Raw genomic sequence first — 19,004 nt, forward strand, 5'->3', positions numbered from 1 at the left:
TTGTGTGCGGAGCGTGTGAATTGTGGCTCGTACGAGGGACCTCGCACGAGGGACACAGTGGCCTCCTTCCCTCCTCAGCCCGTCGCCCTGACGGGCCGGGCCCCGCGCGGCCGGTCGTTCTCTCGGGCTGGGCGCCTCACCCCGCGCGCAGCGCCATCGTCATCGCCTCCACCGCCAGCAGCGGAGCCACATTGCGGTCCAGGGCCTCGCGGCACGCGGCGATCGCCTCGATACGGCGCAGGGTGGACTCCGGGGTGCCGGCCCGGGCCAGCCGCTCCAGGGCGTCCTCCGCGTCGGCGTTGGCGAGCGCCACGCGCGTGCCGAGTTGCAGGGCGAGGACGTCGCGGTAGAAGGCGGTGAGGTCGCCGAGGGCGATGTCCAGGCTGTCGCGCTGGGTACGGGTTCTGCGGCGCTTCTGCATGTCCTCCAGGTCCTTCATCACCCCCGCCGTGCCGCGCGGCATACGGCCGCCCTGGGCCGCGCCGAGCGCCGCCTTCAGTTCCTCGGTCTCCTTGCCGTCCATCTCCTCGGCGAGCTGCTTGGCGTCCTCGGCGGCCGCGTCGACCAGTTCCTGGGCGGCCCTCAGGCAGGCGCCGACCTCGTCCAGCCGCAGCGGGAGCTTCAGCACGGCGGCCCGGCGCTCACGGGCCGCCGGATCGGTGGCCAGGCGGCGGGCCCGGTCGACGTGCCCCTGGGTGGCGCGGGCGGCGGACGCGGCGACCTCCGGCTCGATGCCGTCGCGCCGCATGAGCATGTCGGCGACCGCCTCGACGGAGGGCGTGCGCAGGTTCAGGTGGCGGCAGCGGGAGCGGATGGTCGGCAGGACGTCCTCGATGGAGGGTGCGCACAGCAGCCAGACCGTGCGCGGGGCGGGTTCCTCCACCGCCTTGAGGACCGCGTTGGCCGACTTCTCGTTCAGCCGCTCGGCGTCCTCGACCAGGATGATCTGCCAGCGGCCGTTCGCCGGGGAGGTGAACGACTTGCGGACCGTGTCCCGCATGTCCTTGACCAGGATCTCGGAGCCGACCGCGGCAACCGTCGTGACGTCCGCGTGGGTGCCGAGCAGCGCGGTGTGGCAGCCGTCGCAGAAGCCGCAGCCGGGGGCGCCGCCGAGCGCGCGGTCGGAGCTCACGCACTGCAGGGCGGCGGCGAAGGCCCTGGCCGCCTGGTTCCGGCCCGCGCCGGGCGGGCCGGTGAAGAGCCAGGCGTGGGTCATCTTCGACGTCTCGGGCAGCGGCTGGTCCGCCGCGGCGGCCGTGACGAGGGCGTCGGCGTCCCGCGCGGCCGCGTCCAGCACCGCGCTCACCTTCTCCTGCCCGACGAGGTCGTCCCACACGGTCATGGGTCACGCCGCCCTTCCGTCACACTCCGCGTTCCGGCATCCATTGTGCGGGTGGGCACTGACAACGGGGGCGGACGGAGGTCGCGGCGGCGGATCCGGTGCGCTGTGCCTGTCCGGCGCGGGCCCTGCGTCTGCCCCGTCGCGGGAGCTACGGCTGCCCGGCGCCCAGACGCACCACCCCGCCGGTGTCCCGGGCGCCGACTCTCACCGGCGCCCGGCGACCCGGCTCTCACCGGCGTGCAGCTCAGCCGCGGCGGCCCCGGCCGCGTCCCTTGCGGCCCTGTTCCCCGCCGTCGCCCTGGTCGCCGTACTGGCCCTCGTCGTACGAACCCAGCAGCTCGTCGGCCAGCGTGGGCAGGTCGTCCAGCGGCGTCTCCTCGGCCCAGTCGGGACGCGGGCGGCGGCGGGGCGTGCCGTCGGCGTCGAGCTGGGGCATCTCACGCGTGCGCGGCTCGGAGCCGTCGGGGCCCGCGGCGGGCCGCTCCTCCCGGAAGAAGCCGGGCGGCACCCGGTCGGCCGGGTCGCCACCCCGTACGGGCGGCAGCACGGCGGTCTCCTCCGCCGCGCCCGGAGCCACCGACGGCAGCTCGGCCGTCTCGTCGGCGGACACCGGGGGCAGTACGGCCGTCTCGTCCGCCGCGCCCGGCGGCACCTGGGGCAGCACCGCGGTCTCGTCGGCCGGCCCGGTGACCGCGGGCAGCTGCGGCAGCTCGGCGGTCACCTCCGAGTCGGGGTGGACGCCCCGGGCGTCGCCGGCGGCGCGCTCCTCGCGCACCGGACGCAGCACCGTCGTCTCGTCGTCCGTGCCCCGCGTGTCCGTCCCGCGCGAGGCCGCTTCCCGCGACACCACCGGCGTCGGAACCGTGGCCGCGTCAGGGACCACCCGCGGTGCCGTCGGCAGCGGCGTGCTGGGCCTGCGGGCCGCCGCGTCGGCCGCCGCCGCGGCCTCGGCGGCCTGCCGACGGGCCTCCTCCGCCCGCAGCAGCGCCTCCTCGGCCTTGCGCTGGGCCTCCAGGCGTCGGGCCTCCTCCTCGGCGCGCAGCCGGGCCTGCCGCGCCTCTTCCTCGGCGCGCCGACGGGCCTCCTCCTCGGCCTCCTTGCGGCGCCGCTCCTCCTCGGCCCGGCGGCGGGCCTCCTCCTCCGCGCGGGCCTTCTCCTCGGCGAGCAGCCGCTGCCGCTCCTCCTCGGCACGCCGGCGGGCCTCCTCGGCCCGTTGCCGGGCCTCCTCCGCCTGCCGTTCGGCCTCGCGCCGCTGCGCCTCCTCCAGCTCGCGCCGCTTGCGCTCCTCCTCCTCGGCGCGCAACCTGGCCAGCTGCTCCTGGCGCTCGCGCTCCAGGCGCTCCTCCTCGGCCTTGCGGGCGGCCTCTTCCTCGGCCTTGCGGCGGGCCTCCTCCTCGGCCTTCCTGCGGGCCTCCTCCTGGGCCTTGACCTCGGCCTCGGACAGCGGCAGCACGACATCGAGCCGGTGCCGGATCACGGTGGTGACGGCCTCGGGCTCCTGCCCGGCGTCCACGACCAGGTAGCGCCCGGGGTCGGAGGCGGCCAGCGTGAGGAAACCGGCCCGCACGCGCGCGTGGAACTCCGCGGGCTCCGACTCCAGCCGGTCCGGTGCCTCGGTGAACCGCTCGCGGGCGGTCTCCGGGGAGACGTCCAGCAGGACGGTCAGGTGCGGGACGAGACCGTTGGTGGCCCAGCGGTTGATGCGGGCGATCTCGGTCGGGGACAGGTCGCGGCCGGCGCCCTGGTAGGCGACGGAGGAGTCGATGTAGCGGTCGGTGATCACCACCGCGCCGCGTTCCAGGGCGGGTCGTACGACGGTGTCGACGTGCTCGGCGCGGTCGGCGGCGTACAGCAGCGCCTCCGCGCGGTGGGACAGGCCCGCCGACGAGACGTCCAGCAGGATCGAACGCAGCCGCTTGCCCACCGGGGTGGCGCCGGGCTCGCGGGTGAGCACGACCTCGTGGCCCTTGGCCCGGATCCACTCGGCGAGCGCCTCGGCCTGGGTGGACTTGCCGGCGCCGTCGCCGCCCTCCAGGGCGATGAAGAAGCCGTTGGCAGCCGGGGCGGTGACCGGGTCGTCGCCGCCGAGCAGGGCGTCCTTGAGGTCCTGCCGCAGCGGAACGCCGGAGCGGTCGTCGACCTTGGCGAGGACCAGCGCGGCCACCGGCAGCAGCAGCGCGCCGACCAGCATGAGGGTGAAGGCGGCGCCGCCGTGCGCGAAGACGAACTTGCCGTTCTCCAGCCGGTGCGGGCCGATCAGGGCCGCGACCAGGGGTGCGATCACGGCGCCGAGTGCTATGAAGACGCGGACCATGGCGTGCAGGTGTTCCGTGGTGCGCGCCCGGCGGGAATCCTCGGTCTCCTGGTCGAGCAGGGTGTGCCCGGTGTTGGCGGCCACGCCCGCGCCGACACCGGCCAGCGTCACGATCAGCAGGACCGTGGTGACGTCCGGGACCAGCCCGGCGGCCAGCAGCGCGATTCCGGTGACCGCGATGGCCAGGGCCAGCAGGCGGCGGCGGGAGAGCGAGGGCAGCAGCCGGGGGGCGGTGCGGATGCCGACGGCGACACCGCCGGTCAGGGCCAGCACCAGCAGGCCGTACAGCACGGGGCCGCCGCCCAGGTCCTTGGCGTGCAGCACGCACACCGAGACGGCCGCCGCGATGGCGCCGGCGACTCCGGCGCAGGCCGGGACGAGCAGCGGGATGGCGCCCGTGCGGCCCTTGTCGACGCCGGTGCCGGTGCGCGGGCGGCGCAGGCCCTCCAGCGGGGACCGCGCGCGGGGGGTGCGCGTGCCGGGCAGCTCCAGATAGGTCAGCACGGACAGCGAGGCGGCGAACAGGCCCGCCGCCACGTACGACCCCAGGGCCGCCTGGTGCTGGTCGAACCAGGCCACGCCGGTGCCCAGCAAATTGTTCAGCAGGGCGGCGACGACCAGAGCGGCGGCGGCCAGCGGCACCGCCAGGAAGGTCGTCCGCAGCGACAGGCGGCGCAGGGCGTCCAAGTGGTCCGGCAGCGGTCGTACCGTCGCCCCCTCCGGCGGCGGGGCCGGCAGCAGGGCCGGAGCGGCACTCTCCCGGCACACGGTCCACAGCCGCTCGGCGACGCCGGTGACGAAGGCGGTGACGAGCAGGACGGCCAGCGCGTTGTCCGGTGTCCAGTCGATCCACAGAGGCGCGACGATCAGCAGCGCCGCACGCAGGCCGTCGGCGCCGACCATGGTCCAGCGGCGGTCGAGCGGGCCGTCCTGGGCGGTGAGCGAGGTCAGCGGACCGAGGAGGACGGCACCGAAGAGCAGCGCGGCGAGGACGCGCGCGGCGAAGACCGTCGCCACCGCGAACGCCACGCCTCGGTAGCCGCCCCCGAAGGCGCCCTCGGCGATCGCCGACTGGAGGACCAGGAGGACGAGGACGAGGAGGGACAGGATGTCGCCGACACCGCTCACCAGCTGCGCGCTCCACAGGCGCCTCAGCTGCGGTCGGCGCAGCAGGGAACGGACGGCGCGCTCGCGGGAGTCCGCGACCAGGGCGTCGTCCGGTGCTGGAGTGTGGGCCGTCGGCTGCTCGGCTCGCGTCATGCGTTCAGCCTATCCGCAGCCGCTGACACCACACCTCGCGTGTCCGGGCATGCGCGAGCCCCGGCACCGAGGGGGTGCCGGGGCGTTCAGGTCGGTGACCCGACGGCGTGTCAGTCCTCCGCGCCGGAAGCCGCCGCCTTGGAAGCCGTCGCCTTCTTGGCGGTGGTCTGCTTGGCAGTCGTCTTCTTCGCCGCGGCCGTCGTCTTCTTCGCGGCCGTCTTCTTGGCGGCGGTCTTCTTCGCCGGGGCGGTCTTCTTGGCCGCCGCCTTCTTCGCGGTCTTCTTGGCGGGCGCCTTCGCGCGCTTCTCGGCGAGCAGTTCGAAACCACGCTCAGGAGTGATGGTTTCGACGCTGTCGCCGGAGCGCAGGGTCGCGTTGGTCTCGCCGTCGGTGACGTACGGACCGAAGCGGCCGTCCTTGACCACGACCGGCTTGCCGGAGACCGGGTCCTCGCCCAGCTCCTTCAGCGGCGGCTTGGCGGCAGCCCGGCCACGCTGCTTCGGCTGGGCGTAGATCGCCTGCGCCTCCTCCAGCGTGATCGTGAAGATCTGGTCCTCGGACTGCAGCGAGCGCGAGTCCGTGCCCTTCTTCAGGTACGGGCCGTAGCGGCCGTTCTGCGCGGTGATCTCCTGGCCGTCCGCGTCGGTGCCGACGACGCGCGGCAGCGACATCAGCCTGAGCGCGTCCTCCAGCGTCACCGTGTCCAGCGACATGGACTTGAACAGCGAGGCCGTCCGCGGCTTGACCGCGTTCTTGCCGGTCTTCGGGGTGCCCTCGGGAAGGACCTCCGTGACGTACGGGCCGTAGCGGCCGGCCTTGGCGACGATCGAGTGGCCGGTGGCCGGGTCGGTGCCCAGCTCGAAGTCCCCGCTGGGCTTGGCCAGCAGTTCCTCGGCCAGCTCGACGGTCAGCTCGTCCGGGGCCAGGTCGTCCGGGATGTCGGCACGCTGGTGCTGCTCGGTGTCCTTCTCGCCGCGCTCGATGTACGGGCCGTAGCGGCCGACGCGGAGCACGATGTCGTTGCCCACCGGGAACGACGACACCTCGCGCGCGTCGATCGCGCCCAGGTCGGTCACCAGCTCCTTGAGACCGCCGAGGTGGTCGCCGTCGCCGTTGCCGGCGTCGGCCGCGCCGCCCGTGGCCGTCCCCTCGCCGAAGTAGAAGCGCTTCAGCCACGGCACGGCCTTGGCCTCACCCGCCGCGATGCGGTCGAGGTCGTCCTCCATCTTGGCCGTGAAGTCGTAGTCGACGAGCCGCCCGAAGTGCTTCTCCAGGAGGTTCACCACGGCGAACGACAGGAACGACGGCACCAGGGCCGTGCCCTTCTTGAAGACGTAGCCGCGGTCCAGGATCGTGCCGATGATCGACGCGTACGTCGACGGGCGGCCGATCTCGCGCTCTTCCAGCTCCTTGACCAGGCTGGCCTCGGTGTAGCGGGCCGGGGGCTTGGTGGCGTGGCCGTCGACCGTGATCTCCTCGGCGGACAGCGCGTCGCCCTCGGCGACCTGCGGCAGCCGGCGCTCGCGGTCGTCCAGCTCGGCGTTCGGGTCGTCGGCACCCTCGACGTAGGCCTTCAGGAAGCCGTGGAAGGTGATCGTCTTGCCGGAGGCGCTGAACTCGACGTCCCGGCCGTCGGCGGCGGTGCCGCCGATCTTCACGGTGACGCTGTTGCCGGTCGCGTCCTTCATCTGGGAGGCGACGGTCCGCTTCCAGATGAGCTCGTACAGCTTGAACTGGTCGCCGGTCAGGCCGGTCTCCGCGGGCGTGCGGAAACGATCACCCGACGGGCGGATCGCCTCGTGCGCCTCCTGGGCGTTCTTGACCTTGGCGGCGTAGGTGCGCGGCTGCGGCGGCAGGTAGTCGGCGCCGTACAGCTGCGTGACCTGGGCGCGGGCAGCGGAGATCGCCGTGTCGCTCAGCGTCGTGGAGTCCGTACGCATGTACGTGATGTAGCCGTTCTCGTACAGCTTCTGGGCGATTTGCATGGTCGCCTTCGCGCCGAAGCCGAGCTTGCGGCTCGCCTCCTGCTGCAGCGTCGTCGTACGGAACGGGGCGTACGGCGAGCGGCGGTACGGCTTGGACTCGACGGACCGCACGGAGAAGCGGGTGTTCTCCAGGGCGGCGGCGAGGGCGCGGGCGGTCGCCTCGTCGAGGTGGAGGGTGTTCTCGCCCTTGAGCTGTCCCAGGGAGTCGAAGTCGCGGCCCTGTGCGACCCGTCGGCCGTCGACGGTCTGCAGGCGGGCGACCAGCGACGACGGGTCCGACGGGTCCCCCGCGCGGCCGGTCGCGAAGGTGCCCGTCAGGTCCCAGTACTCGGCAGAACGGAACGCGATGCGCTCGCGTTCCCGCTCCACGACGAGCCGTGTGGCGACGGACTGCACGCGGCCGGCCGACAGCCGGGGCATGACCTTCTTCCACAGCACCGGGGAGACCTCGTAGCCGTAGAGGCGGTCGAGGATGCGGCGGGTCTCCTGGGCGTCGACCAGCTTCTGGTTGAGCTGGCGCGGGTTGGCGACGGCCTCGCGGATCGCGTCCTTGGTGATCTCGTGGAACACCATGCGCTTGACCGGGATCTTCGGCTTCAGGACTTCCTGGAGGTGCCAGGCGATCGCCTCGCCCTCCCGGTCCTCGTCAGTGGCGAGGAACAGCTCGTCGGAGTCCTTCAGCAGGTCCTTGAGCTTCTTGACCTGGGCCTTCTTGTCCGCGTTGATCACATAGATCGGCTGGAAGTCATGGTCGACGTCCACACCGAGGCGACGGACCTCGCCGGTGTACTTCTCGGGCACCTCCGCGGCGCCGTTGGGAAGGTCACGGATGTGCCCGACGCTCGCTTCGACGACGTATCCGGGGCCGAGATAGCCCTTGATCGTCTTCGCCTTGGCGGGCGACTCGACGATGACGAGTCGGCGGCCGCCCTGTGCGGTCTCGCTGGTCGGGGACAACTTCGCTCTTCTCTCCGGTCGACGCTGGGGCCTCCCCAGGCCTTGGTCCCGGGGTCGCGGCGTACTGCTGGCTCGTGTGACGCTGCGGAGTGTGACGCTACATCCCGCCCCCGTGTCAAACGGGAAAAGCCCACAACGGCCACTCGAACGGTAACCCGACTACCGCCATTCCTGCCGCCCGGACTGCCCGCTCACCCCCGTGATCCTGTCCGGAGCGTGACGCTCCCCTTACCCGCTGGACATGGCGGGCACCCGTCTCAGAACCGGGTCAGGCAGTACACCCCGAGGCTCAGCGCGATCGTTCCGGCCAGGCTCGCGACGGCGGCGGATGCGACCCGACTCACACCGACGGCCACCGGTTCCCGGCGCCGGAGACGGGTGCCGGTCCACGCCAGCAGACCGGCCCCGAACAGGGCGAACACCACTCCCGCGAAGATCGCCGGTCCGCTCTCCATCGCTCGCGCACCCCTTCCCTGCCGTCGGCTCTGCCCAGCGCCGGGAGGGTGGCACGCGCGGGAGGCGGGCGGGCGACATCGGGGTGAACGGAAGACCCCCGACTGGTCGAACGCACACTCGAATCACAGGGGTCCGAACCCGGTGCCGATATTTTTCCAGCCGTTTTCGGGAAACGGTCCGGCGTCGCCCTCGCCCGGCAACCTCACCGGGCCCGTGCCCCCGGCATACGACGATGCGCGCGCCGCGATCAGGAGATGATCCGACCGCGCCTACGACGGCACGGGCTCCCGGCGTACGGCGCCTGCCCGGCACCGCTTCCCACCGGGCCTCTCACCCGGCACCGCGGCACCGCTCATGGCGGCACTCCCGCTCAGCCCGCCGGTTCCAGGAAGCCCTGCTCCACCAGCAGCCGGATCTGCGCGGGCGTGCGGTCGCGGAGCACCACCGGGTCCTCGCCGACGAGCTGCGCGATGGCGTCCAGGATGCGGCCCGCGCTCAGCGTGCCGTCGCACACCCCCGCGAACCCGGCCCCCACCGTGTCCACCTTCGTCGCCCGGCGCATCCCGCGGTGCTGGCGCAGCACCACATGCTCCGGGTCCTCGGCGCCGGGCAGCCCGACCTGCTCCTGGACCACCTCGGGGACGAGCTTGAAGCGACTGTCCAGCAGCGCCGCGTCGTCGTGCTCCCGGAGATAGTCGAGCCGCTCGAAGTGCGCCCGGATCGTCTCGCCGAGCGGCTGTTCGACCGGATGCGGCCACTCCTCCACGGTGACCACGGGCTCGGCGGACCCGGTCCTGCGCAGGGTGATCCAGCCGAAGCCGACCGCCCTGACCTTGCGCGCCTCGAACTCGTCGAGCCAGGCGTCGTACCGCGCCTGGTACTCCGCCGGATCCCCACGGTGGTCACCGGCGTCCCTCAGCCACAACTCGGCGTACTGCGTGACGTCCTGCACCTCGCGCTGCACGATCCAGGCATCGCACCCGCGCGGCACCCACGACCTGAGTCTGTCCTGCCAGTCCTCCCCCGCCACGTGCTGCCAGTTCGCGAGGAACTGCGCGAACCCGCCCTCGTTCAGCCGTTCCCCCGCCTCCTGAACGAGCGAGCGGCACAGATCGTCCCCGCCCATGCCACCGTCCCGGTACGTCAGCCGGGCGCGCGGGGAGATCACGAACGGGGGATTGGAGACGATCAGGTCGAACGTCTCGTCGTCCCGCACCGGTTCGAACAGCGAGCCCTCGCGCAGGTCTGCGGCGGGCGCTCCGGAGAGCGCCAGGGTGAGCGCCGTGATGTGCAGCGCGCGGGGGTTGAGGTCGGTCGCCGTCACGCGCGTGGCGTGCTGCGCGGCGTGCAGCGCCTGGATGCCGGACCCGGTGCCCAGGTCCAGGGCGGCGGCGACGGGGGTGCGGACGGTGATGCCGGCGAGGGTCGTCGAGGCGCCGCCGACACCCAGGACGACACCCTCGTCACGCTGTCCGATGCCGCCGGCTCCGCCGACCGCGCAGCCGAGGTCGGAGACGATGAACCAGTCCTCGCCGCCGGGGCCGCCGTACGGCCGTACGTCCACGGTCGCGGCCACCTCGTCACCGCTCACGCGCCTGAGCCAGCCGGCCTCCACCGCCTCCCCGACCGGCAGAACGGCCGCCACGCGCGCGTGGGGCACCGGTTGCTGGAGCAGGAACAGCCGTACGAGCGTCTCCAGCGGCGTGTCGCCACGGGTCGCCCGGAGAGCGGGCACGGTCTCGCTGCGGGCCAGCGCCGCGTACGCGGGCGCGCCGAGCAGGTCGAGCAGCCCGTCGGCGGTGAAGGAGGCGGCCAGCAGCGCGTCCCTCAGGCGCGCGGCGATGTCGGGCCGGTCGGAAGCGGGCAGGGGAGCGGGTCCGGAGTCAGTCACGTCCCCATTGTGGCCCGCGACAGCCACCCACGACCGCCTCACGACGGCTGCGCGCACGGACTGGCGAGGGCTGCGCGGACCGACGGGCGACAGCGGGCGGGCCGACCGGCGAGGGCTGCGCGGGCCGACGGGCGACAGCGGGCGGGCCGACCGGCGAGGGCTGCGTGGGCCGACTCGGGGCGACTGCCCGGAGCTGAGTCCTGGCCACTGCCAGAGGCCGGCTCGCGGCGACCGCCCGGGACCGACCCGCGCCGGCTGCCCCAGCCCGACTGCGCGGGGGCCGTTCGCCTCCGGAGGTCAGCCGGCCGTCGTCGACGCCGTCGGCTGGGCGGAACCGGACGGGGTGACCTTGCAGCTGGGCTGCTCGGCCATCGCCTCCTTGACGTCGCCCTTCTCCAGCCGCTTCAGCGCCTCCGTGCCACTGTCGCTCTGCTTGCCGACCTCCTTGGTCTGCAGAGCGACCTCCTTCAGGCCCTTGGCGAACTTGCCCTGGTCCTTGGTGTTGAGCCCGTCGACCTTCTTCTTCAGGTCGGCGTACGACGTGGAGAGGCCGGCGAGGTTCTTGGCCGCGTCCTGCTGGAGCTTGGCACCACCGTCGATCCCGGGGGGCGCTCCGGCGCTGTCGAGGGCGTCGGCGAGCGCCTTGTAACCCTCGGCCATGTCCTGGAAGGCGGCCGCGTACGTCTTCTGGGCGTCCTTGGGCGGGAGGTTGGTGTCCGTGGCGATGGCCGCGATCGAAGCGTTGGCCGACCTGATCTTCGCGTCCTGCGCGGGCACGGCGTCGCACACCGTCTTGGCCCAGGACACCAGCTTGGGGTCGGGCCCCTTGTCACCGCCGTCGCTGCACCCGGACACCGTCACCACCAGTACCGCACCGCCGGACAGTGCGGCCGCGAGCTTCTTGTTCACCGGATTGGTCCCTTCCATGGCTCTCGGCCCCCGGAATCTACACGGCGGACGCACTCCCTCCCCTTGCCGGGGGAGGCATAAGTCAGATTTTGTGACCTTTCGTGCCATGGGAGAGAAGGCTCACGACGTGGGCGAGCCCACAGACGACAAGCGGGCGGGCGGCGTCAGCACACGCCGCCCGCCCACCCGTCGAGCAGGGATTTCTTGCCGCGATCTACGAAACCACCGCGGCGTCCGGCGGATTGGCGACCCGCCCGGCGCTGTCGTCGTCGCCGACGGCGATCCCGCGCCGCTTGGAGATGTACACGGCCACGACGATCACCAGCAGCGCGAGGATGGCGATCCCGATCCGCACCCCGAGGTTCTTGTCGTCGCCGTAGGAAAACTTGATCACTGCCGGTGCGATGAGCAGCGAGACCAGGTTCATGACCTTCAGCAGCGGGTTGATCGCGGGTCCGGCGGTGTCCTTGAACGGGTCGCCGACGGTGTCCCCGATCACCGTGGCCGCGTGGGCCTCGCTGCCCTTGCCGCCGTGGTTGCCGTCCTCCACCAGCTTCTTGGCGTTGTCCCAGGCGCCGCCGGAGTTGGCGAGGAACACCGCCATCAGCGTGCCCGCGCCGATCGCGCCGGCGAGGTAGGAGCCGAGCGCGCCGACTCCGAGCGTGAACCCGATGAAGATCGGCGCCATGACGGCGAGCAGACCGGGCGTGGCCAGCTCCCGCAGGGCGTCCTTGGTGCAGATGTCGACGACCTTGCCGTACTCGGGCTTCTCGGTGAAGTCCATGATCCCGGGCTTCTCGCGGAACTGCCGCCGCACCTCGAACACCACCGAACCCGCCGACCGCGACACCGCGTTGATGGCCAGTCCGGAGAAGAGGAAGACGACCGCGGCGCCCGAGATGAGGCCGACGAGGTTGTTGGGTTGCGAGATGTCCAGGGACAGGCTGAGCGGCGACCCCGGCCCGGTGAGCTTCGCGCCGACGTCCTGCACGTTGGTGGTGATCGCGTCGCGGTACGACCCGAACAGCGCCGACGCGGCGAGGACGGCGGTGGCGATGGCGATGCCCTTGGTGATGGCCTTGGTGGTGTTGCCGACCGCGTCCAGGTTGGTGAGCACCTGCGCGCCCGCGCCCTCGACGTCGCCGGACATCTCGGCGATGCCCTGCGCGTTGTCGGAGACCGGCCCGAAGGTGTCCATGGCGACGATCACGCCGACCGTGGTGAGCAGCCCGGTGCCGGCCAGCGCGACCGCGAAGAGCGCCAGCATGATCGACGTACCGCCGAGCAGGAACGCGCCGTACACCCCGAGCCCGATGAGCAGCGCGGTGTAGACGGCGGACTCCAGGCCCACCGAGATGCCGGAGAGGACGACGGTGGCCGGGCCGGTGAGGGAGGTCTTGCCGATGTCCCGCACCGGACGGCGGTTGGTCTCGGTGAAGTAGCCGGTCAGCTGCTGGATGACGGCGGCGAGCAGGATGCCGATGGCCACCGCGACCAGCGCGAGGATGCGCGGATCGCCGTCCTTGCCCCTGATCGCCGCGTCGGTGACGCCGTCGAGCGCGGAGTACTTCGACGGCAGATAGACGAAGACCGCGATCGCGACCAGCGCCAGCGAGATCACCGCGGAGATGAAGAAACCGCGGTTGATCGCCGACATGCCACTGCGGTCGGCCCGGCGCGGGGCGACCGCGAAGATGCCGATCATCGCCGTGATCACACCGATGGCGGGCACCAGCAGCGGGAACGCCAGCCCGGAGTCGCCGAAGGCGGCCTTGCCGAGGATCAGCGCGGCCACCAGGGTCACGGCGTACGACTCGAACAGGTCGGCCGCCATGCCCGCACAGTCGCCGACGTTGTCGCCCACGTTGTCGGCGATGGTCGCGGCATTGCGCGGGTCGTCCTCCGGAATGCCCTGTTCGACCTTGCCGACCAGGTCGGCGCCGACGTCGGCGGCCTTGGTGAAGATGCCGCCGCCCACCCGCATGAACATCGCGATCAGGGCGGCGCCGAGGCCGAAGCCCTCCAGCACCTTCGGCGCGTCGGCCGCGTACACCAGCACCACACAGGAGGCGCCCAGCAGGCCGAGCCCCACCGTGAACATGCCGACGACACCGCCCGTGCGAAATGCGATCTTCATAGCCGTGTGCGAGACGGTGGTGAGATCCTTTTCCGGCTCGCCTTCCGCCGGCGTTGCCTCCCGGGCCGCCGCGGCGACCCGCACATTGCTGCGTACGGCGAGCCACATGCCGATATAGCCGGTGGCCGCCGAGAACGCCGCGCCGATCAAGAAGAACAGCGAGCGGCCGGCCCGCTGATTCCAGTCGTCCGCGGGCAGCAGCATGAGCAGGAAGAAGACGACGACGGCGAATACGCCGAGCGTGCGCAACTGCCGGGCGAGATACGCCTTGGCACCTTCCTGCACCGCCTCGGCGATCTTCTTCATGCTGTCGGTGCCCTCGCCTGCCGCCAGCACCTGGCGGACCAGGATCCCCGCGACCACCAGCGCGGCCAGGGCGACCGCCGCGATGACGGCCACGATGATCCGGTTGTCGTCGGTCAGGACCGCGGCTGCGAGGGACGTGGGATGACCCAACTGAGGAGTAGAAAGCCCCGCCATTCGTCCTCCTTGACGCTTGGGCTGAGCTCAAGATGTGGACGGATTGTAGGTACCGCCGAGTGAGTCTAAACAGGGGACGGTAAACGGAATTGGCCTGCATGTACATACAGCAAACCCGAACGACGTAATGCCCCAAAGCCATTGTCGGCCACTTGGTGCTTGATCAAATTATCACGGTTTTGATCGTGAATTCGTTCACGAATTCCCGTGATGGTCGCCAAAACACCGCAGGGGCCCTGCTCGGCAGGGCCCCTGTGCGCTTGTCGGGTGGTTGTGGCCGCTACGGCCAGTCGGGTGAGACCGGTCCGCCCGAGCGGGCGGGCGGGATCAAGCGGGCGAGATCAGGCGAGCGCGGCGGCCGGCGGCGCGGTCGGCCAGGTCATGCGGATCAGGCCACCGTTCTGCCCGGTGGTGACCTCCACGTCGTCGACGAGACCGCTGATGACCGCGAGGCCCATCTCGTCCTCCTCGACCTCCGCCTCGGCTTCCTGCCCGGTGCCCGGCGTGTCGCCACCCGGGGCGGCATGCGGAGCCTCGTCGCCGACCTCGATGGAGAACTGTTTCTCCTCTTCGATCAGCGCCACCTTCACCGGTGCCGTGACGCCACTGTTCTGGTGGAGTCCGACAGCGCGGGAGCAGGCCTCGCCCACGGCGAGCCGTACCTCGTCCAGGACGGCCTCGTCCACTCCGGCCCTGCGCGCCACCGCTGCCGCCACCAGCCGGGCGGTCCTGACGTGCTCGGGCAGCGCGCTGAAGCGGAGTTCGACGGTGGCCATGCATCCCCCTCGCGACTACGGGCGTGCGGTCGGGGGCGGGGCCGTCGAGCGCCCACACCCCCGGTGTACATCTCTGTTCCGGGCCGCCACATCGGCATCGGCCCAGGACAGGACCGGCCGGCGACCGGGCCCCGCAGGAGCCCGGCGCCGGCGACCGGTCCGGGATCGGTCAGTGGCCGATCAGTCGGTGGCCGCCACCGCTTCCTCGACCGTGGTGTGGATCGGGAACACCTTGGTGAGGCCGGTGATGCGGAAGATCTTGAGAATGCGCTCCTGGTTGCAGACCAGACGCAGCGAGCCCTCGTGGGCACGAACCCTCTTCAGGCCGCCGACCAGCACGCCGAGCCCGGTGGAGTCGAGGAAGTCCACACCTTCCATGTCGACGACGAGGTGGAAATTCCCGTCGTTCACCAGCTCGACCAGCTGCTCGCGCAGCTTGGGCGCGGTATATACGTCGATTTCGCCACCGACCTCGACGACCGTACGATCGCCGACGGTACGGGTCGACAGGGACAGGTCCACGGATCCTCCAGCACCTTGCTATCGAGCGGTCGTCCCTCGGGCACCTCGCTTGCGGCCCCCGGGACGTTTCGCCAGCCGCGATGGCATTCAATCACTTACCGGCAGGCGTGCACGACGCCTTGGCTCCATTGTCCGTCACGCCAGTGACACACTCGGTGCCGATGGCCAAGAATCACCGATCCGATCGAACCCAGGCCCGCCCGGCCTCCCGCACGTCTCCGGGCACGGTCCTGGACCGGCTCGCCTCCGGGCCGAGCCGGGCTGCGCGCATCACTCATACGGAGCACTTGCCCCCGCGCGCGGGCCGCCATGCCGTCTGGCCTGACCGGATTCGGCCCGAAGTGATCGCGGCCGTCCAGGCGTGCGGCATCGAGCACCCCTGGGCGCACCAGGCGCTGGCCGCCGAGCACGCCCTCGACGGCGACTCGGTGGTGGTCGCCACCGGCACCGCCTCCGGCAAGTCCCTCGCCTACCTCGTGCCCGTCCTGTCCACCCTCCTGGACGGCGCGGAGGCCCCGAACGGCCGTGGTGCCACTGCTCTGTACCTGTCCCCCACCAAGGCGCTCGCGGCGGACCAGTGCCGGTCGGTGAAGGAACTTTCACAACCGCTCGGCACATCGGTACGGCCGGCCGTGTACGACGGCGACACCCCGTTCGAGGAACGGGAGTGGATCCGCCAGTACGCCAACTACGTCCTCACCAACCCGGACATGCTGCACCGCGGGATACTCCCCTCCCACCCGCGCTGGTCCTCCTTCCTGAGATCACTCAAGTACGTCGTCATCGACGAGTGCCACACCTACCGGGGCGTCTTCGGCTCGCACGTCGCCCAGGTGCTGCGCCGGCTGCGCCGCCTGTGTGCCCGCTACGGCTCCTTCCCGGTGTTCCTGCTGGCCTCGGCGACCGCCGCCGAGCCCGCGGTCGCCGCCCGCCGGCTGACCGGCCTGCCGGTCGTCGAGGTCGCCGACGACGCCTCCCCGCGCGGAGAGCTGGTGTTCGCCCTCTGGGAGCCCCCGCTCACCGAACTGCAGGGCGAGAAGGGCGCACCCGTACGGCGTACCGCCACCGCCGAGACCGCCGACCTGCTGACCGACCTCACCGTGCAGGGTGTGCGCTCGGTCGCCTTCGTACGCTCCCGGCGCGGCGCCGAGCTGATCGCGGTCATCGCCCAGGAGAGACTCGCCGAGGTCGACCGCTCCCTGGCCCGGCGTGTCGCGGCCTACCGCGGCGGCTACCTCCCCGAGGAGCGCCGCGCCCTGGAACGGGCCCTGCATTCCGGCGAACTCCTCGGCCTCGCCGCCACGACCGCCCTGGAGCTGGGCGTGGACGTCTCCGGTCTGGACGCGGTGGTGATCTCCGGCTACCCGGGCACCCGCGCCTCCCTGTGGCAGCAGGCCGGCCGCGCGGGCCGCGCGGGCCAGGGCGCCCTCGCGGTCCTCGTCGCCCGCGACGACCCGCTGGACACCTTCCTCGTCCATCACCCCGAAGCCCTGTTCGACCAGCCGGTGGAATCCACGGTCCTCGACCCCGACAACCCCTACGTCCTCGCCCCGCACCTGTGCGCCGCCGCCGCGGAGCTGCCGCTGACCGAGGAGGACCTGGACCTCTTCGGCCCCGCCTGCGCGGACGTGCTGCCGCAGCTGGAGGCCGCGAAGCTGCTCCGCCGTCGCACCAAGGCCTGGCACTGGACCCGCCGGGAGCGGGCCGCCGACCTCACCGACATCCGCGGCGCCGGTGGTCGTCCGGTGCAGGTCGTCGAGGCCGGCACGGGCCGTCTGCTCGGCACGGTCGACGCGGGCGCCGCGCACTCCACCGTCCACGAAGGCGCCGTCCACCTGCACCAGGGCCGCAGCTACCTGGTGCGCTCCCTGGACCTGGAGGACTCCGTCGCCCTGGTCGAGCAGGCGGACCCGCCGTACTCGACGGTCGCCCGTGACACCACGTCCATCTCCATCCTGGAGACGGACACCGAGATCCCGTGGGGGGCCGGCCGCCTGTGCTACGGCTCGGTGGAGGTCACCAACCAGGTGGTCTCCTACCTCCGCCGGCGCCTCATCACCGGCGAAGTGCTGGGTGAGACGAAACTCGACCTCCCTCCTCGTACGCTGCGCACACGCGCGGTGTGGTGGACGGTCACCGAGGACCAGCTGGACGAGGCCCGGATCACCCCGGAGATCCTCGGCGGCTCCCTGCACGCCGCCGAACACGCCTCCATCGGCATGCTGCCCCTCTTCGCGACCTGCGACCGCTGGGACATCGGCGGAGTGTCCGTGCCCCTGCACCCCGACACCCTCCTCCCCACGGTCTTCGTCTACGACGGCCACCCCGGCGGCGCCGGATTCGCCGAACGCGCCTTCCACACCGCCCGCGCCTGGCTCACCGCCACCCGCGAGGCCATCGCCTCCTGCGAGTGCGAGGCCGGCTGCCCGTCCTGCATCCAGTCCCCCAAGTGCGGCAACGGCAACGACCCACTGCACAAGAGGGGCGCGGTACGACTGCTCACGGTGCTGCTTCGGGCGGCACCGGAGGGGGAGGGCTCGGAGGGCTCGGAGGGCTCGGAGGGCTCGGAGGGCTAGGCGAAGGGCGAGCGGCACAGGGCGCGGGACGCCGGGACACCGTGACGGCCGGGACGCCGGGACAGCCGGGCTGCCGGAACGGCCGGGCCTCAGGGCTTAGGACGTGTCCGGCACGGCGGGCGGCAGGCATCGGAGTCGCCCTGGACGGCTGGGGGCACTGTCTGCAAGCCGTCCAGGACGCCGGGCGGCCCAACCGGGGAGCCGTCCGGGACGCCGGGAACCGAGGGCCCGTCCGGGGCGCCAGGAACCGAGGGCCCGTCCGAGACGGCGGGCGGCACCGGACCTGCCGGTCCCGCCTTCGCTCTGACCTCCGCCGTGAACAGCCCCGTTCCTGCCGCCGCCGTCACCTCGGACGTGTCGCCCACGATCGCACACCGCACCATCCGAACTCCCTGGGCCGCCGCCAGCCGCCCGGCATGCGCACAGGCCGCCGTGCCGCCCTCGGCCCAGTGGTCCGCCGCCGCGAGCGCGGCCAGGTCGGCGCCGCCGGCCGCCCGGTGCCGGACGACGACGGCCTGCCCGAGAGCGAGCACGGCGCCGAACACCACACACAGCACGGCGATCGCTCCCATGCTCCAGACGGTGGCGGATCCCCGGTCTGAGTCCGACGGCCGGTCCGGCTGCGCGCGCCCACCGCACCGCTCCCCCTCACACCCCTCGCCTCCGGTCCCCCGTCGACCGTCGGCACGCACCCGTTCGTCGGTCAGCCCGCCCCGGCGCCTCACGGCCCCGCCTCCCTCTGGCCCACCGTCTCCTCGGCGAGGGCCACGGCCTCCTCACGGACCTCGAACGGCAATCCGCTCAGCACCGGCGGCTCGGCCGCCACCGTCACCCGGACCCGGTCGCCCTCGCGCGCGACGGTCACCCGCGCTCCCTTCGGCGCCGCTTCCCGGGTCACCGTCACCACCGCCTCGGCCGGGTCCTGCCGGGCTGCGGCCCGGGCGCCCGCACGGGCCGCGTCCACACACTCGATCTGCGCCGCCACCACAAGCAGCCCCCAGACCAGCGCCATCGTGAACGCCACCAGCACGGACAGCACCACGGCCGCCTCCGCGGTCACGAACCCACGGTCCCCACCTCGCTCACATGCGCGCACTGAGGGCCTTCTTCACGATGTCCTGCAGCTCAGCCTGGACCTGACCGCTGGTGACGACCTTGTAGAGCAGCAACGCGAACCCGACAGCCGCGATGATCCCCATGGCGTACTCGGACGTCACCATTCCGCCGTCCTGACGGCAGGCTCCGCGCACCCGCACCGCCACTTTCCTGATCTTCTCGAACATTTCAACCCCCGTGAGGCTTCTGATCTGTTGTCGGCTCGTTGTCGTTAGTTGTCGTTCATCATGATTCGTGAGCGTTCGTTGTTGTTCGTGGTCGTTCGTCGTCGTCCATCGGCTCA

The 19,004-nt window shown here is 72.2% G+C and carries 13 protein-coding genes; 1 reads left to right on the plus strand and 12 read right to left on the minus strand.

Annotated elements, in window-relative coordinates; translation table 11 throughout:
- Positions 1-136: 136 nt before the first annotated feature.
- From C3492_RS26115 to bldG, 9 genes are all read right to left on the minus strand, one after another.
- On the minus strand, positions 137-1,342 hold the full coding sequence (locus C3492_RS26115; protein WP_103814610.1) for a DNA polymerase III subunit delta': 1,206 nt from the start codon (positions 1,340-1,342) through the stop codon (positions 137-139).
- 244 nt (positions 1,343-1,586) lie between these two features.
- Positions 1,587-4,916, minus strand: a complete 3,330-nt coding sequence (tmk, locus tag C3492_RS26120) for a dTMP kinase (protein WP_103814612.1) — start codon at positions 4,914-4,916, stop codon at positions 1,587-1,589.
- A gap of 110 nt (positions 4,917-5,026) precedes the next feature.
- Complete coding sequence (topA, locus tag C3492_RS26125; protein WP_103814614.1) at positions 5,027-7,858, minus strand: type I DNA topoisomerase; 2,832 nt, start codon at positions 7,856-7,858, stop codon at positions 5,027-5,029.
- A 257-nt stretch (positions 7,859-8,115) separates the two neighbouring features.
- Positions 8,116-8,313 carry a hypothetical protein gene (locus tag C3492_RS44755; protein WP_181140555.1) on the minus strand — a complete coding sequence of 66 codons (198 nt, stop codon included), beginning with the start codon at positions 8,311-8,313 and terminating at the stop codon, positions 8,116-8,118.
- A gap of 371 nt (positions 8,314-8,684) precedes the next feature.
- The gene (locus C3492_RS26135; RefSeq protein WP_103814618.1) at positions 8,685-10,205 is read right to left on the minus strand and encodes a class I SAM-dependent methyltransferase; all 1,521 of its coding nucleotides are present in this window, start codon (positions 10,203-10,205) and stop codon (positions 8,685-8,687) included.
- A 297-nt stretch (positions 10,206-10,502) separates the two neighbouring features.
- Positions 10,503-11,114, minus strand: coding sequence for a small secreted protein (locus C3492_RS26140; RefSeq protein WP_103814620.1), 612 nt, complete (start codon positions 11,112-11,114; stop codon positions 10,503-10,505).
- 214 nt (positions 11,115-11,328) lie between these two features.
- Positions 11,329-13,731, minus strand: coding sequence for a sodium-translocating pyrophosphatase (locus tag C3492_RS26145; protein ID WP_103814622.1), 2,403 nt, complete (start codon positions 13,729-13,731; stop codon positions 11,329-11,331).
- 341 nt (positions 13,732-14,072) lie between these two features.
- Entirely contained in the window at positions 14,073-14,507 is a 435-nt protein-coding gene (locus C3492_RS26155) for an ATP-binding protein (RefSeq protein ID WP_103814624.1), read from the minus strand.
- A 180-nt stretch (positions 14,508-14,687) separates the two neighbouring features.
- Positions 14,688-15,029 (minus strand): anti-sigma factor antagonist BldG, encoded by a 342-nt coding sequence (bldG, locus tag C3492_RS26160; protein WP_014674042.1) that lies wholly within the window; start codon positions 15,027-15,029, stop codon positions 14,688-14,690.
- 80 nt (positions 15,030-15,109) lie between these two features.
- On the opposite strand from bldG, the gene C3492_RS26165 reads away from it, so the two are divergent.
- Positions 15,110-17,605, plus strand: coding sequence for a DEAD/DEAH box helicase (locus C3492_RS26165; RefSeq protein WP_181140556.1), 2,496 nt, complete (start codon positions 15,110-15,112; stop codon positions 17,603-17,605).
- Between the two features lie 89 nt (positions 17,606-17,694).
- Here C3492_RS26165 and C3492_RS46965 read toward each other — a convergent pair whose 3' ends face one another.
- From C3492_RS46965 to C3492_RS26180, 3 genes are read right to left on the minus strand one after another with little or no spacing between them, the layout of a single operon-like run.
- Complete coding sequence (locus tag C3492_RS46965; protein WP_374938375.1) at positions 17,695-18,330, minus strand: Rv3654c family TadE-like protein; 636 nt, start codon at positions 18,328-18,330, stop codon at positions 17,695-17,697.
- Positions 18,327-18,665 carry a TadE family type IV pilus minor pilin gene (locus C3492_RS26175; protein ID WP_103814629.1) on the minus strand — a complete coding sequence of 113 codons (339 nt, stop codon included), beginning with the start codon at positions 18,663-18,665 and terminating at the stop codon, positions 18,327-18,329. The genes C3492_RS46965 and C3492_RS26175 overlap by 4 nt, the downstream gene beginning before the upstream one ends.
- A 22-nt stretch (positions 18,666-18,687) precedes the next feature.
- The gene (locus C3492_RS26180; protein ID WP_103814631.1) at positions 18,688-18,888 is read right to left on the minus strand and encodes a DUF4244 domain-containing protein; all 201 of its coding nucleotides are present in this window, start codon (positions 18,886-18,888) and stop codon (positions 18,688-18,690) included.
- Between the last annotated feature and the right edge of the window lie 116 nt (positions 18,889-19,004).

Source organism: Streptomyces sp. Ru62 (genome assembly GCF_002920615.1).
Taxonomy (GTDB): domain Bacteria; phylum Actinomycetota; class Actinomycetes; order Streptomycetales; family Streptomycetaceae; genus Streptomyces.

Coding starts and splice junctions, on each gene's coding strand:
- C3492_RS44755 (WP_181140555.1), bottom strand. CDS start 8,313: ATGGAGAGCGGACCGGCGATCTTCGCGGGAGTGGTGTTCGCCCTGTTC.
- C3492_RS26155 (WP_103814624.1), bottom strand. CDS start 14,507: ATGGCCACCGTCGAACTCCGCTTCAGCGCGCTGCCCGAGCACGTCAGG.
- tmk (WP_103814612.1), bottom strand. CDS start 4,916: ATGACGCGAGCCGAGCAGCCGACGGCCCACACTCCAGCACCGGACGAC.
- C3492_RS26115 (WP_103814610.1), bottom strand. CDS start 1,342: ATGACCGTGTGGGACGACCTCGTCGGGCAGGAGAAGGTGAGCGCGGTG.
- C3492_RS26145 (WP_103814622.1), bottom strand. CDS start 13,731: ATGGCGGGGCTTTCTACTCCTCAGTTGGGTCATCCCACGTCCCTCGCA.
- C3492_RS26180 (WP_103814631.1), bottom strand. CDS start 18,888: ATGTTCGAGAAGATCAGGAAAGTGGCGGTGCGGGTGCGCGGAGCCTGC.
- C3492_RS26165 (WP_181140556.1), top strand. CDS start 15,110: ATGGCATTCAATCACTTACCGGCAGGCGTGCACGACGCCTTGGCTCCA.